Source organism: Blautia sp. AF17-9LB (assembly GCF_003479185.1).
Taxonomy (GTDB): Bacteria; Bacillota; Clostridia; order Lachnospirales; family Lachnospiraceae; genus Fusicatenibacter; species Fusicatenibacter saccharivorans.
On record NZ_QUGU01000008.1, the window covers coordinates 145,279 to 159,878 of the forward strand.

General features: G+C 47.8%; 10 protein-coding genes. 9 read left to right on the top strand and 1 reads right to left on the bottom strand.

From position 1 onward, the window contains the following. Positions 1-4 precede the first annotated feature (4 nt). Genes DWX00_RS10480 through DWX00_RS10500 form a run of 5 tightly spaced genes read left to right on the top strand, consistent with a single transcriptional unit; the run spans position 5 to position 7,264 of the window. Complete coding sequence (locus DWX00_RS10480; RefSeq protein ID WP_022462976.1) at positions 5-1,381, top strand: hypothetical protein; 1,377 nt, start codon at positions 5-7, stop codon at positions 1,379-1,381. Between the two features lie 2 nt (positions 1,382-1,383). Beyond that, positions 1,384-2,355: a glycosyltransferase family 2 protein gene (locus DWX00_RS10485; RefSeq protein ID WP_022462975.1), complete on the top strand. Its 972-nt coding sequence runs from the start codon at positions 1,384-1,386 to the stop codon at positions 2,353-2,355. A gap of 18 nt (positions 2,356-2,373) precedes the next feature. Beyond that, positions 2,374-3,615: a rhamnosyltransferase WsaF family glycosyltransferase gene (locus tag DWX00_RS10490; RefSeq protein ID WP_227093573.1), complete on the top strand. Its 1,242-nt coding sequence runs from the start codon at positions 2,374-2,376 to the stop codon at positions 3,613-3,615. After that, positions 3,596-5,029 carry an ArnT family glycosyltransferase gene (locus DWX00_RS10495; protein ID WP_118595179.1) on the top strand — a complete coding sequence of 478 codons (1,434 nt, stop codon included), beginning with the start codon at positions 3,596-3,598 and terminating at the stop codon, positions 5,027-5,029. Before DWX00_RS10490 ends, DWX00_RS10495 begins: the two co-directional genes overlap by 20 nt. Positions 5,030-5,050: 21 nt before the next feature. Next, positions 5,051-7,264, top strand: coding sequence for a glycosyltransferase (locus DWX00_RS10500; protein WP_442857807.1), 2,214 nt, complete (start codon positions 5,051-5,053; stop codon positions 7,262-7,264). A gap of 194 nt (positions 7,265-7,458) precedes the next feature. On the opposite strand, the gene DWX00_RS10505 is transcribed toward DWX00_RS10500, so the two are convergent. Continuing rightward, the gene (locus DWX00_RS10505) at positions 7,459-8,766 is read right to left on the bottom strand and encodes a D-alanyl-D-alanine carboxypeptidase family protein (RefSeq protein WP_118595181.1); all 1,308 of its coding nucleotides are present in this window, start codon (positions 8,764-8,766) and stop codon (positions 7,459-7,461) included. Positions 8,767-9,016: 250 nt separating this feature from the next. Between DWX00_RS10505 and DWX00_RS10510 the strand changes: the two genes are divergently transcribed. The 4 genes from DWX00_RS10510 (at position 9,017) to DWX00_RS10525 (ending at position 14,589) form a co-directional block, all read left to right on the top strand. Beyond that, positions 9,017-10,852 (top strand): glycosyltransferase family 2 protein, encoded by a 1,836-nt coding sequence (locus tag DWX00_RS10510; RefSeq protein WP_118595195.1) that lies wholly within the window; start codon positions 9,017-9,019, stop codon positions 10,850-10,852. Next, the gene (locus DWX00_RS10515) at positions 10,840-11,814 is read left to right on the top strand and encodes a glycosyltransferase family 2 protein (RefSeq protein ID WP_117509227.1); all 975 of its coding nucleotides are present in this window, start codon (positions 10,840-10,842) and stop codon (positions 11,812-11,814) included. The genes DWX00_RS10510 and DWX00_RS10515 overlap by 13 nt, the downstream gene beginning before the upstream one ends. Before the next feature lie 150 nt (positions 11,815-11,964). After that, complete coding sequence (locus DWX00_RS10520) at positions 11,965-13,374, top strand: undecaprenyl-phosphate glucose phosphotransferase (RefSeq protein WP_118595182.1); 1,410 nt, start codon at positions 11,965-11,967, stop codon at positions 13,372-13,374. Positions 13,375-13,392: 18 nt separating this feature from the next. After that, on the top strand, positions 13,393-14,589 hold the full coding sequence (locus DWX00_RS10525) for an LCP family protein (protein ID WP_118595183.1): 1,197 nt from the start codon (positions 13,393-13,395) through the stop codon (positions 14,587-14,589). Positions 14,590-14,600 lie beyond the last annotated feature (11 nt).

Consider the following 14,600-nt stretch of genomic DNA (forward strand, 5'->3'; position numbering starts at 1 on the left):
ACGTATGAGGAAAGTTCTGTATACGAAATTTTCGAGAGAACGTCGGAACGAATTTCAGATTATGACCCGGATTACAGAAGAGGATGGGATCCGGCGTGTGTGGAAGCTTTCGCTGCAGAAAGAGGGAGAACTCCACATCCGGCATATGTATGAAAACTATAGAAAGCTGGAGCATCTGTACACCTATGCGGGCGTACAGATCTGCCCATGCGAACTGGATGAAGAAAAATGCGCGCTTGCATTTCCTTTTGTAGAAGGGGAAAGTCTGGAAACGCGCATTTCCCGTCATGGAAAAGAAAAAGATTTTGCATCGCTGAAAAAGGATTATGAACTGCTGTATCAGATCATTGCATCGGCAAAAGGGCAGAAATCCTTTGTGGAAACCGATGCGTTCTGTGAGGTGTTCGGCCATCCGGCATTGAAAGAAGGACTTGCCGCAGCGGAGATTTCCAATATTGACATGATTCCGGGCAACCTTCTTCTGGATGGAGAAAAGGTCTGGGTGGCAGACTACGAGTGGGTATTCCCGTTTGCCGTACCGATTGCATTTATCTATGCGCGGAGCGTCTTTTTACAGGAGGCGGCGAGTGCACTGACGAAGGAAGAGCAGGAAGAACTGTACGCCATTGGCGGTATTTCCATGGAAGAGATTCCGGTATACTACCATATGGAAGAGTGCTTCCAGGAATTCGCGGCCGGAAAGGGTGAGCCAAATGCGCTCGCCACGTTCTATGGAAAACTGCACCGGCACAATTATCCGCTTTCTATCTGGGAAAAAGAAAAAATGATGTACCCGGTTGTGCTCACCGAAACAGCACCGGAGGAGAGAGAACTCTATTATGAGGACTGCTTCGGCTTGGATGAGCAGAAGGTGATGATGCTTGAAAAGGCAGACGCGGACGGAGAGCTTTCCCTTCAGCTGATGCAAGAGGGGGCTGTCATTAAAATCCGTTCTCTCGCGGGCGTATGCAGCGATGGAAAGACGGAACGTATCGCTTTTTCGCACAACGCCGAGCTTGAGATTATCGACGACTATTATTTCCTTGGAACGCCGGTTCTGAAATTCCGGAATGCCGGTTATGAACAGATCCGGATTGATTACCGGATTTACTACAAAGGCGATGGCGTTACGTCCCAGTTTATTCAATATATCCGTCAGAATAAAGATCTGAGGGATGAACTGAACGGGGAGATTTATCGGAAAGGCCAGCTGCAGGCAGAAATCGAAGCAGAAAAAGCGGCACTTGCACACAGGGAAGAAGAACTCCAGGAAACGAGAAAACAGAAGCAGTTTCTGGAGGAAGAGCTGGAGCGGATGCGCCAGCGTAAGGTTGTGCGTATGGCAGATAAAGTGCAGCATGTGATAAAAAGGAGTAAATAACTATGGATGTATCCATTGTCATTCCTACCAAAAATGGTGGGCATCTGTTTGAAAAAGTGCTGGATGCCGTTTTCAAACAGAAGACAGAGTATGAATATGAAGTAATTTGCGTGGATTCCGGGTCAAAGGACGGAACTCTCGATGTGATCCGCAAATATCCATGCCGTTTGTTTCAGATTGAGCCGTCCGAATTTGGACATGGAAAAACGAGAAACTATGGTGCTTCCAAAGGAAACGGAACGTATATCATCTTTATTACGCAGGATGCGCTTCCGGCGACCGATACCTGGCTGCAGAATTTCATTGATGCCATGAAGATGGACCCGGAAATCGTGGGAGGATTCGGGATTCATTATCCGTATCCGGACTGCAATCTGCTTGACAAGCGTGATCTGGACGGCCATTTTAAAGGATTTGGAGAAACTAATACGATTTTCCACCTTGATGATCCGGAACGCTACGAAAGAGAAGAAGGATATCGTCATTATCTGGCGTTTTTCTCCGACAATAACTCCTGTATCCGAAGAGATATTTTTGAAAAATATCCGTATGAGGATGTCAACTTTGCCGAGGATCAGATCTGGGCGAGAAAGATGATTGAACTCGGATTCAAAAAAGTATACTGCCCGTATGCACCGGTATATCATTCCCACAATTTCAAACTCAGAACGTATTTCAAACGGTATTATGATGAGCAGAAGGGATTATATGAAGTTCATCAGTATATGATTGCACAGAAATGGACGCAGCTTCCGGGCATGCTGTACCGTCAGGTGAGAGGGGACTGCGTGTATATCCGTCAGCAGCCGCTCAGTAAAAAAGAGAAAATCCACTGGGCATTTTATTCCCTGTTTCGCAATTTTGACCGCTTTGTGGGCGGCTATCTCGGCGGAAAATACCATCTGTATTCCAAACGGAAACAACAGTTCCTGGATCGTCACATTTCGCAGCAGTACGATCAGAGACATGCATAGAAGAAAGGAAAAAGAAACGTGAAAAAACCAAATGTAGCATACCGTGCGTTACGGTATCTGAAGAATCATGGATTAAAAGAAACGATTGAGCGCGCAAAACAGGGCAATGAGCCGGCTGTACCGCCGAAGAACAACGTCATCGGATTTTACAGATTTGTCGTAGACAACGATCCGATCCCGTTCAATCAAAAAGAGTATGAGAAACATAAAAACGACAAGAAAAAGATCCTGAATTGGGTTGTACCGGAAATGGGACCTGGTTCCGGCGGTCATACCACCATTTTCCGTTTTATTTCCAACCTGGAGCGCCTCGGTTTCCACAGTAGAGTTTATCTCTACATGTCCCCGAATTTTCAGGATAATGCGTCCATCCGCAAATTCCTAAAAGAGTACTTCCCGCTTCTTGTGCCGGAAGTAGAAGTTTACTGCGATGTATCCCAGATGAAATTTGCACATGCAACCGTAGCAACCTCCTGGACCACCGCTTACTACGTAAGAAAATTCCAGAATACGATTTCGAAGTTTTACTTCGTACAGGATTTCGAGCCGCATTTCTATGCACACGGTTCGGAGTATGAGTTTGCAGAGAACACGTACAAGATGGGATTCCGAGGAATCACAGCAGGAGACTGGCTGCGGGATATCATGAGAAATGAATACGGCATGCAGGCAGACAGCTTCCATTTCTCCTACGATGACAAGGTATATCAGCCGAAGGAAAAGCAGGACAACGAGAAGAGAGTTTTCTTCTATGCCCGCCCGGTTACCCCGAGACGTGATTTTGAGCTCGGTATGCTGGCACTCAATGAGCTGTGCCGCAGAATGCCGGAGATCGAGGTTGTTTTCGCGGGATGGGATGTCAGCGGCTATGAGATTCCGTTCAAACACAGAAATTTAGGTATCGTAACACCGCAGGTGCTGGCAGATTCCTATGCGATCTGTGATATGTGCCTTGTTATTTCGAATACCAACCTTTCCCTCGTACCGTTCGAGGTTATGGCCTGCAACTCGGTCGCTGTCTGCTCCAAGGGTGCAAACAGCAGTTGGATGGTAAATGAGGAAAACTCCATTCTGGTTGACTATGATCCGATCCAGATCGCAGATAGAATGGAATATTACTTCAACCACCCGGATGAGCTGGCTACAATCCGCAAAAAGGGAATGGATTTCGTAAAGGGAACCTCCTGGTACAAAGAAGCCGAAAAAGTTTACGCAAGTATGCTAAAAGGAATTGAGGAAGATGAGAAAAAACTGCAGTAAGGATGTGAGCAGAGAACACAGAATCGAGATTCTGTTTGTATTCGGCGTATTCCTGTTTTACTTTTTGTGGTCCTGTACGCAGCGATACAATTTCTCGTCGGATGAATCAATGCGGTATCAGATTCCACAGTTCATTTATGAATATGGGAAGCTTCCGCGGGGTGACGAACCGCTGATTCGGAATGAGGATTGGGGGATTTCCTATGCATTCAATCCGATTCTCTCCTATATGGCATCTGCAGTTTTGATGAAGGGGATGAGCCTGTTTTCCACGGATGAGTGGATGCTGCTCATTTCCGCCCGTTTTGTAAATGTTCTGCTGGGAGCGCTTACTGCCTGGGTGGTCTTAAAGACGGCAAAGCTGTTGTTTCCAAGACGCTACGCATGGATGTTTACGACTCTGGTGGTTTTCCTGCCGGGCAATGTGATTTTATATTCCTATGTCAACTGCGACGCGCTTGCAATGTGTTCGACGGCCATTATCTTTTATTCCTGGGTAAAGGCGTACAAAGAGGGATGGAGCTGGACCACGTGTGCGGTATCGGCCGTTGGAATGGGAATCTGTTTCTTGTCGTATTACAATGCGTATGGATTTATTCTGATGACGTTTTTCTACTTTGTGGGAACGATGCTGACGGACCAGTCGAAACCGGTCAAAGAACGATGGAAAGAAATGATCCAAAAAGGTCTTTTTATTTTGGTGATCGTCTGTGTCATTGCTCTGTGGTGGTTTATTCGAAATGCTATTCTCTATGGAGGAGATTTTCTGGGACGCCAGGCATCGAGCGCAAGCGCGGAACTGTATGCAAGATACCAGTACAAGCCGTCGCACAGCAAGACCTTCCAGAAAAAAGGAGGCTCCATGTTGCATATGATCTTCTATAAGCCGAGTTTTCTGGAACATGACTGGCTGGTAACAGTGCTGTACAGCTTTGTCGGCGCGTTTGGCTACAATAAGATTTATCTTTCCACGATGATTATTGTTCCGTACCTCTGCTGTCTTCTTGTCGGTCTCATTCTGATGCGGAACTGTTGCCAGAGAGACTTTTTCTTCTGGAATGCAGACGGCACGCAGACGGCTCTTACCGGAAAAACGAAGAGAAAATGGAGTAAACTGGGATGGTTTACCTGGGCTAATGTGTTTGCCCTGCTGATCCCGAATTATCTGAATGCGTATTACTCCTACAGTTCTGATTTTCAGCCGCAGGGACGATACAGCATGCCGATGCTGATTCCGCTGATGTATTTCGTGACGAAGGGTGTGCAGGCGTTCCTGAAACGGGAGAAAAAACTACAGAAGTATGAAAAATTGTTCTGTATTCTGGTCTGTGTGGCGGCAGCGGCATTAGCGGCATTTACTTGGGCGAGAATCATCTATCCGATGTACTTGCAGAACTACTACGGATTGCGGTAAGCGGAACAGAGAAAGAAAGCGGTGAAACGTTTGGAAAAAATTTCAGTGCTGACAGCAAAATTAAAAAAAGCTGTTGCAGAAGAAGGAATCGGCGGTCTGGCTGGGCGTACGAAAGGGTACCTTGCGCGGGCAAAAAAAGAAAAAGAGTTTCAGAGAGAAAAATCCCGGGTCTACCGGGATATTCTCTTTATCAGTGGCTGCAATGAACAGCTGCCGCATCCACACCGGTACCGCGTGGTGCATCAGATGGAGCAGCTGGAGGCAGGCGGATATACGTGTGATACGGTTTATTTTCAGGAGCTGAAGCCCTGGATGGTACGTTGCTACGGCGCGTTCGTGATTTTCCGCTGCCCGATGACGGACACCCTGCGGGAATTTGCCACAATGGCAAAGCAGATGAACAAGCCTCTGTGGTACGATGTGGATGATCTTGTGATCGATACGAAATACACCGATCAGATTCCGTTTCTCGACCGGATGCAGCCGGAAGAACGGCAGGCATACGATCAGAATGTCCGAAACATGGGCGAGCTGCTTTCCCTCTGCGATGCGGCGGTTACGACGACAGCGGCGCTGGCAGAAGAACTGAAGCAGTACGTACCGGAGGTGCTGATCAACCGCAACTGTGCGTCAGATGAGATGCTGCTACTGTCCGAGGCGGTGTTAAAAGAAAAACAGAAAAAGAACGAAGCAGATGGAACGGCGAAAAAAGTACGCCTTGGCTATTTCAGCGGCAGTGCGACGCATCTGGACGACATCGAGATGATCGTTCCGGTGCTGAAACAGTTGCTTGGCAAAAATCCGAACCTGGAACTCCTCATCGTGGGAATTCTGGAACTCCCGGTGGAGCTGAAACTGTTTGCTTCCCAGATCCAGATGGAGGGCTTTGTCGATTACCAAAAACTGCCGGAGCGGATTGCGTCGGTGGATATCAACTTGGCTCCGCTTACCGATACGATTTTTAACCGTGCGAAATCGGAAAATAAATGGGTGGAAGCGGCTCTGGTGCAGACTGTGACAGCAGCCAGCAATCTCGGCGCTTTTGCTGAGATGGTACAGGATGGAGAAGACGGCGTACTCTGCCGAGACGAAGCGGAGTGGTTGGAAAAACTGCAGTGGCTGATCGACGACGAACCGGCACGAAAAGCCATTGCCGGACGGGCATATGGCCGGTGCAGCCGCGAGTGTGTCACAATCTTTCATGCCACCGGGATTTGCGAGTGGGTGGAGCGCCACTGGAATCTACGCTGTGCCTTTGTGCTTCCAGCGATGGAGATCAGCGGAGGCATCCGCGTTGCACTTCTTCATGCGGAAATGCTGGTAAAAGCAGGAGCGCAGGTCAGCCTCTTTACTCTGGAAGGGGAGGTGGAGTGGTATCATGAGGGTGATTTCCATTTTCCGGTGCTGTCGGCCGAGCGAGAGAAACTGCAGGGAACGCTGGATCTTGCGGTAGCGACGATGTGGAATACCGCAGAGTTCGTCGAACAGTCCAGCAAGATCCGAAAGAAAAAATATCTGGTGCAGAATTTTGAAGTTGGATTTTATCCGCCGGGAAGCCCGTACCGGATCGCAACTTCGGCGACTTACCGGATGAGGAGCCCGATGGAGTACGTAACCATTTCCAAATGGTGTCAGAACTGGCTGCGGGAGGAATACCATACCGAAGCAGCCTATCTTCCGAACGGCATCGATCCGTCCTTCTATCCGAAACGGGGGCGGGATCTGCAGGGAAAAATTCGGATTCTGATCGAGGGAGACTGCAGCGCGGAGCATAAAAACGTGGACGAGAGCTTCCGTATCGTGGAACAGCTGGATCTGGAAAAATTCGAGATCTGGTACATGTCCTACAATGGAAATCCGAAATCCTGGTACCGCGTGGACCGCTTTTTACACCGGGTTCCATATGAAAAAACACCGGAAGTCTATGCGGCGTGTGATATCCTGCTGAAAACAAGCCTGCTGGAAAGCTTTTCCTATCCGCCGCTTGAGATGATGGCGTCCGGCGGCTACGTCGTTGCTGTGCCGAACGGTGGCAATCTGGAATACCTGAAAGATGGGGAAAACTGTATTCTCTATCCGCAGGGAAATCTCGCGGAGGCAAAAGCGGCGATTGAGCGTATTCTGACAGATGCGGAACTGAGGAAAAAACTGGATACGGGAGCAGAAGAGACGGTAAAGGAAAGAAACTGGAAAAGAATCGAACCACAGATTTTAGAACAGTATCTTGGAAAATAAATAAGCAACAAAAAGGGCTGTCGCACTAGCAAATATTTCTGGCGGTAGCTCTGCTTTATACCCAAATGGCATCGAAATCGGTTGCGTTTTCGATGCCATTCTTTACTTCTTATAGGAAAGTTCGACTTCCGTCGAACTCTTGAATCAGGATCACCCGTTGGACGGGAGGTCCTGATTGCTTATAAATTAGAAGATCAGTGCCGTTTGTTTCGGTTATTGCGGCGTCTGTTTCTGCGTTTCCGTCTCTTTCTCGCGTTGTTGATCACGACAATGATCAGAATTAGAAAAGCGACACCGTTCAGGCCAAGCAGAATATAGAGCAGTGTGGAGAGAAAAGAAATTTTCTTGGTTTCTTCCGGTGTTGGAATATCTGTGCTGTCGGTTTCTTCTGATGAATTGGAGGAAACCGAAGAACTGTCGGAAACAGTACCTGGAGCGGAAACCTCGGCTGTTCCGATGAAGTGATCATCGAAAAAATACTGGCGGGTGTACGGTTCCTCAACGGAAGCGCCGTCCGGATCGGTGTAGGTTGCAGTTTCAATTTTCGCATTCTTTGGAAGCGTTACCACACCGGAAAGACTTTCCTTTTTTGCGTTCTTCAGGGTATAATGTGTAAAATTATCATAACCGAAATCAAGTACGGTACGGGTATCGTTGATATAATCGAGGTTATCACAGGTTAAAACAACGCAGACCAGCGTCATATTGCCTCGCTTGGCAGCGGTAACGAGTGTGTTGTGTGCCTCATCGGTATAACCGGTCTTTCCGGCGAAAGCACCCTTGTATCCCCACTGACCGTCCTGGAACAGCAATGCGTGGTGGTTCTGAAGATCACGCGGTGTCGAGGTCATATTGGTCGGCTGAATTGTGTAGGTCAGATCGGACTCGATGCGGCAGAAGGTCTCGTTTTTGATGCACTCCTGCATAATGAGTGCCATATCGTGTGCACTGGTGTAGTGGTTCGGATCTGGCAGACCGTTTGCATTGACAAAATGGGTATTCGTGCAACCAAGTGCAGCGGCGCGTTCGTTCATCATGGCGGCGAAACCTTCCTCGCTTCCGGCAATGTCGATGGCAAGCTGTGTGCAGACCTCATTTGCCGAGGCAAGAAGAATCGCGTGAAGAGCATCCTCCACTGTGATCGTTTCGCCAAGCTGAACGTTGATGCGGGCATTTCCCGGAATGGATTCGCTGACAGCATGTTCGCCGAAGGTAACGGTGTCGGTCATCTGCTTGTTTTCAATGATCAGCAGAGCCGTCAGAATCTTGGTGATGCTGGCAGGATAGCGCTGCTCGTCCATGTTTTTATCGTATAAAACAGCACCAGTATCGGCATCGAGTAAACAGACAGCGCCGGAATTGTTTTCCGGTCCTTCGGGCCAGGTGGTGACTGTTTTTTTATCGGTTGTGGCAAAAATCGTCTGCGGGAGGCAGGACGCGGCAAAAACAAAAGCAAGCAACAGGCATAAAAATGTGCGGGCTGCAGAATTCTTTCTAATCATAACTCACTCCTTCTGATCCAGCGGGTACAGCTGCATAAGACTGTCCGGGCAGCGGATCTCTCTAAAATGTATTAGACACACTTTTATTATTATAACATAAAGCGAGCAGGGAAGAAACACATAATTTCTTAATATTTTCAGTCGGGATTTGCAAAATGCAGTAAAATAGAGTATAATGCGAACGAGTTCATACGGAAAAACAAAAAACCTGAAAAACAAAAACCCCAAGGAGTTAAAAAAAGTGTCAGATATGAAATGGCTCCGTTTTATACGGAAATTGAAACCTTACAACATACAGAAGGGACTGCGTTACCTGAAACATTATGGCCCAAAGGAATTCCTGATCCGTCTTTCGGAGAGGATGGAGCCGGAGGAGGTTCCGTACGGACCGTGGCGGGAGCAGTACTGCGCAAAAGAGGAGGACCTGGCGTGTCAGAAAAATCATAAATTTTCTTATTGTCCGAAGATCAGCGTTGTTGTTCCGGCTTACCGTACGCCGGAAATTTTTCTGCGTCAGATGATCGAATCCCTGGAAAAACAGAGTTATGAAAACTGGGAACTGGTGATCGGAAATGCCAGCCCGGAGGATGAGACGATGGCGCGCATCCTGAAAGAGTATACCGGAAAAGATCCGCGCGTAAAGAACGTTCCGATTCCGGAAAATATCGGCATTGCAGAGAATACAAATGCAGCGCTTGCCGCAGCAGCGGGAAATTTCGTCGGTTTTATGGATCACGACGATCTGCTTGCGCCGGATGCACTCTTTGAAATTGCCATCCGTCTGGAAAAAGATCCGTCCATCAATGCTTTTTATACCGATGAGGACAAGGTACGGACCGATCTGTCCGAGTATTTCCAGCCGCATTTCAAACCGGATTTCAATCTGGATCTGCTGCGGTCAAACAATTATATCTGCCATTTCTTCGTTGTACGGCGGGAGATTGCGGAGAAAACCGGCGGCCTTCGTCCGGAATACAATGGGGCGCAGGATTATGATTATATCTTCCGCTGCACGGAAATGGCGGGAAAAATTGTACACATTCCGAGAGTTTTATATCACTGGAGGGTCCACAGCGCTTCCACCGCAGACAATCCGGCAAGCAAGCTGTACGCGTATGAGGCCGGAAAAAAGGCAATTGAGGGAAACCTTGCGCGCTGCGGCGAAGAGGGAACCGTCACACTGCGTTCGGATTATGGCTTCTACGATGTAGATTATAAACTGCGGGGAACGCCTCTGGTTTCGATTCTGATCCCGAACAAGGATCAGGCCGATACGTTACGCACCTGTCTGGAATCCATTAAGAAGAAGTGCATGTATCCATCCTATGAGATTCTGATTATTGAGAACAACAGCACTGAGGAAGCAACGTTTTCCTATTACAAAGAACTCGAAGCACAGGGCATCCGTGTCCTGAAGTATCCAAAACAGGGCTTTAACTATTCTGCGATCAATAATTTCGGCGTCAAAGAGGCAAAGGGAGAGTATCTCCTGTTTCTCAATAACGATATGGAAATTATTACACCCGATTTTATGGAAAAGATGGTGTCCAATCTGCAAAGACCGCAGATCGGGGCGGTCGGCGCGAAGCTGTATTACCCGGACAACACGGTGCAGCATGCGGGTATCATCATCGGTATCGGCGGCATTGCGGGCCACGCCTTTTTAGGACTGGCGCGCGGAAGAAGCGGCTACCTGCATAAGGCATCGCTCCAGATGAATGTGAGTGCGGTGACAGCAGCGTGCATGATGATGAAAAAAGAGGTTTTTGAGGAGGTCGGCGGCTTTGAAGAAGAACTGTCCGTCGCTTTCAATGATGTTGATCTGTGCCTGCGCATTGGAAAAGCAGGTTATAAAATCGTATACAATCCGCACGTGGAGCTGTACCATTATGAATCTAAATCCAGGGGAGCAGAGGATGACGAGAAGAAGGTGCGCCGCTTCCAGTCGGAAATCGAATTTATGCGCAGCCGCTGGATTGGGCTGTTAAAGGCAGGAGATCCCTGCTACAATCCAAATTTAACGCTGGCATCGTGGAACTATGGACTGCGTGCCGACGGCAGGGGAGTAAAACCATGGACAAAGTAGCAGTTGTAATACCAAATTATAATGGATACCGGTATCTGGAGACGTGCTTTGCAGCGCTTGCAAAGCAGACCTTTACGGAATTTACCACATATTTCGTGGACAATGGTTCACAGGATGAGAGCTGTGCGTTTCTGCGGGAACACTACCCGGAGACGAAAATCATCCAGCTCGATGATAACTATGGCTTCAGCCGTGCGGTCAACGAAGGCATCCGCCAGTCGAAGGAGCCGTATGTGATCCTTTTAAACAACGACACCGAAGTGTTCCAGGACTTTGTCGAGCGCCTTTATGAGGGAATCTGTAAAAGAAAGAATGCGTTTGCATGCAGCGCAAAGCTGATTTCCTATCAGGAGCGTGATAAAATCGACGATGCGGGAAATTACTATAATATGCTGGGATGGGCATTCGCAAGAGGAAAAGGAAAACCGGTCAGTGAATTTGAAACGTCCGACCGGATTTTTGCGGCCTGCGCCGGAGCAGCGATCTACCGCCGGGAATTTCTGGAAAAGACCGGACTTTTTGACGAAGAACATTTCGCTTATCTGGAAGATACCGACATCGGCTATCGTGCGCGGCTTTTGGGCTACGAGAACTGGTATGAGCCGTCCGCGAAGGTTTACCACGTCGGAAGCGGAACGAGCGGCTCCCGGTATAACCTCTTTAAAATCCGTTATTCTTCCAGGAACAATATTTATCTGATCTATAAAAATATGCCGGTTTTACAGATTTTGCTTAACCTGCCGGCCTTTATCCTCGGTTTTTCGGCAAAACTGGTCTTTTTTGCATCGAAGGGATACGGAAAAGAATATCTGGCAGGAATCAAGAATGGTTTTTTCATCTGCCGGAAGCCGGAAAACAGAGCAAAAAAGATCCGTTTTGAGTGGAAGCGCCTCGGCACGTATTTTGTCATCGAATGGGAGCTTTTTATCAATGTGTTCCGGAGATTTCTGGAGAGGGCATAAGGATTCTTTCAAAAGATTACGAAAAAGTTAAAAAGTTTACGGAAATAAGAAGAATGTTAGAAAAATATGATTGCTCTTTTTTGAAACTTATTGTATAGTTAGGGGTAGGGAATTTTTAAATCCCGAAAAAAACAGATAAGGTGAACGAATTTGATCAACGATAATCAGAAATATTTTGACCGGATGCACGTTCTGATCGATGCCCTGGTGCTCGCACTTTCCTACGTACTGTCCTGGTACTGCTATGTGCGGCTGGGCGTTATGAATAATCATCCGGAGAGGGGAATTCTGCCGCCGGCGACGTATATGATGGCACTGCTCTATATCGTGCCCGGCTATCTGCTGCTTTACTATGCATTCAATCTCTATGCATCCAAGCGTTTTCAGGGAAGACGTCTGGAATTTGCCAATATCTTAAAAGCGAATACGGTTGGATTTCTGGTCTGGCTGGCCAGCCTTTACATGGTGCGCCAGGTTCACTTTTCCCGTGGTATGCTCTGCATCTTCTTTGTGCTGAATGTGACACTGGAAACGATCATAAGAAATCTGATCCACTATATCTTAAGCAATATGTGGAAACACGGCCGCAACCAGAAGCAGATTCTGATGGTCGGCTACAGCCGTGCGACCGAGGAATATATTGACCGGATCATTGCAAACCCGGAGTGGGGCTATCTCGTCCGCGGAATCCTCGATGACCATGTCAAAGCGGGAACGATGTACCGCGGTGTCAAGGTTCTTGGAAGAATCAACAATCTTTCAGTCATTCTGCCGGAAAACAAACTGGATGAAATTGCCATTACCCTTGGCCTGAACGAATACTTCCGCCTGGAGGAGATCGTTGCCATGTGTGAAAAATCCGGCGTACATACCCAGTTTGTGCCGGATTACCACAACATCATTCCGACAAAGCCGTACACAGAAGACCTGCAGGGACTTCCTGTCATCAATATCCGCTATGTGCCGCTTTCCAACACGTTCAACGCGATGCTGAAACGGATTGTGGATATTTTCGGCGCGTTCGTGGCGATCATTCTGTTCTCACCGGTGATGCTGTTTTCCTGCATCATGATCAAGCTGACCTCACCGGGTCCGCTGATCTACCGTCAGACACGCGTCGGACTGCACAACAAACCGTTTGAAATGTACAAGTTCCGTTCGATGGAAGTTCAGACGGAGGAGAAAGAAAAGAAGGCATGGACCGTGAAGAATGACCCGCGTGTGACGGGATTTGGAAAATTCATGCGCCATACCAGCATTGATGAGCTTCCACAGCTCTTTAACATCTTAAAAGGAGATATGAGCCTGGTCGGACCGCGGCCGGAGCGACCTTTCTTTGTGGAAAAATTCCGGGAGGAAATCCCGCGTTATATGGTAAAACATCAGGTGCGTCCCGGTCTTACGGGGTGGGCACAGGTGAATGGATACCGGGGAGACACTTCCATCCGAAAGCGTATTGACTGTGATCTGTATTATATTGAAAACTGGACGCTGGGACTTGATTTTAAAATTCTGTTCCTGACCTTTTTCAAAGGATTTGTGAATAAAAACGCTTACTAAAAGATAAGGGGAAAAGAGATGTCGAAGAAGAATTACAAAAAGAGCAGAAAATACAAAAAAATGCGCCGCAGAAAAATAATTTTCGGAATTGAAATCACCGTTCTGCTGATTCTTTCCGGAATTCTGTTCGTCTACGCATGGATCAACCGTTCGATGGATAAGATGAATCAGGATACGCTGGACAGCTCCCAGATTCAGATCAACAGTGAAGTAAAGGCAAATACCGATCTCTCACAGATGTCCGGTACACAGGTCATCGCGCTGGTCGGCGTGGATGCCAGAGGTGTGAAAGGCTCCGAGCTGGCAGAAAGCATGAACAGTGACACTATTATTCTCTGTTGTATTGATCACGACAAGCAGGAAATCCGTATGGTGTCGATTATGCGTGACACCTGGATGAATATGGCGAAATATACCGATGAATATTATGAGTTTGACAAAGCCAATTCCGCCTATAACCGCGGCGGTCCGGAGAGTATGCTCTCCATGCTGAATACAAACCTTGACCTTGCACTGACCGATTACGTTACCGTAAACTTCAAGGCACTCGCCGATGCGATTGATGTCTTGGGCGGTCTCGACATCGAGATGACAAATGCAGAGTGTGTTCATGCAAACAACTACAACAGAGAGGTATCGGAAGCACAGGGCGTAGAGTATGAAGCTATTCCGTATGATGAGGACCTTGGGGATGATTACAGCGAAGTACGTCATGTCAGCGGTGCACTTGCAACCTCCTATGCGCGGATCCGTTACGGCGGCGGCGACGATGCGAAACGTACGAGCCGTCAGCGAATCGTCATCAATCTCATGGTACAGAAGATTAAACAGAATCCGACCAAGATTCCGGAGATTCTGGATAAAGTGATGGGAAATGTCAGCACCAGTCTTACCAAAAACGAAATTCTGGAACTTGGCATGCATGCGGTAACGTACAAAATGGGAACATCTTATGCATATCCGTTCCAGCTGTGTTATGGAGAAAATGTAGAAAGCGCACTTGGTGTTGATGTCGTAATTCCGGTTACACTGGAACACAATGTAAAGGAACTGCACGCTTATCTGTATCCGACGATGAGCTATGATCCATCTGCAGCCGTGATAGAGTACAGTGACTATATTGCAAGAGAGAGCGGCTACGATGATGATATGATTGAGTATGTACTGAATCAGGGACCGGGCGCTGCAACAGATTCTGTGGTAGCAGGAGATTAAAATACAGGGAG

Coding starts and splice junctions, on each gene's coding strand:
- DWX00_RS10525 (WP_118595183.1), top strand. CDS start 13,393: ATGTCGAAGAAGAATTACAAAAAGAGCAGAAAATACAAAAAAATGCGC.
- DWX00_RS10485 (WP_022462975.1), top strand. CDS start 1,384: ATGGATGTATCCATTGTCATTCCTACCAAAAATGGTGGGCATCTGTTT.
- DWX00_RS10505 (WP_118595181.1), bottom strand. CDS start 8,766: ATGATTAGAAAGAATTCTGCAGCCCGCACATTTTTATGCCTGTTGCTT.
- DWX00_RS10480 (WP_022462976.1), top strand. CDS start 5: ATGAGGAAAGTTCTGTATACGAAATTTTCGAGAGAACGTCGGAACGAA.
- DWX00_RS10515 (WP_117509227.1), top strand. CDS start 10,840: ATGGACAAAGTAGCAGTTGTAATACCAAATTATAATGGATACCGGTAT.
- DWX00_RS10495 (WP_118595179.1), top strand. CDS start 3,596: ATGAGAAAAAACTGCAGTAAGGATGTGAGCAGAGAACACAGAATCGAG.
- DWX00_RS10510 (WP_118595195.1), top strand. CDS start 9,017: ATGAAATGGCTCCGTTTTATACGGAAATTGAAACCTTACAACATACAG.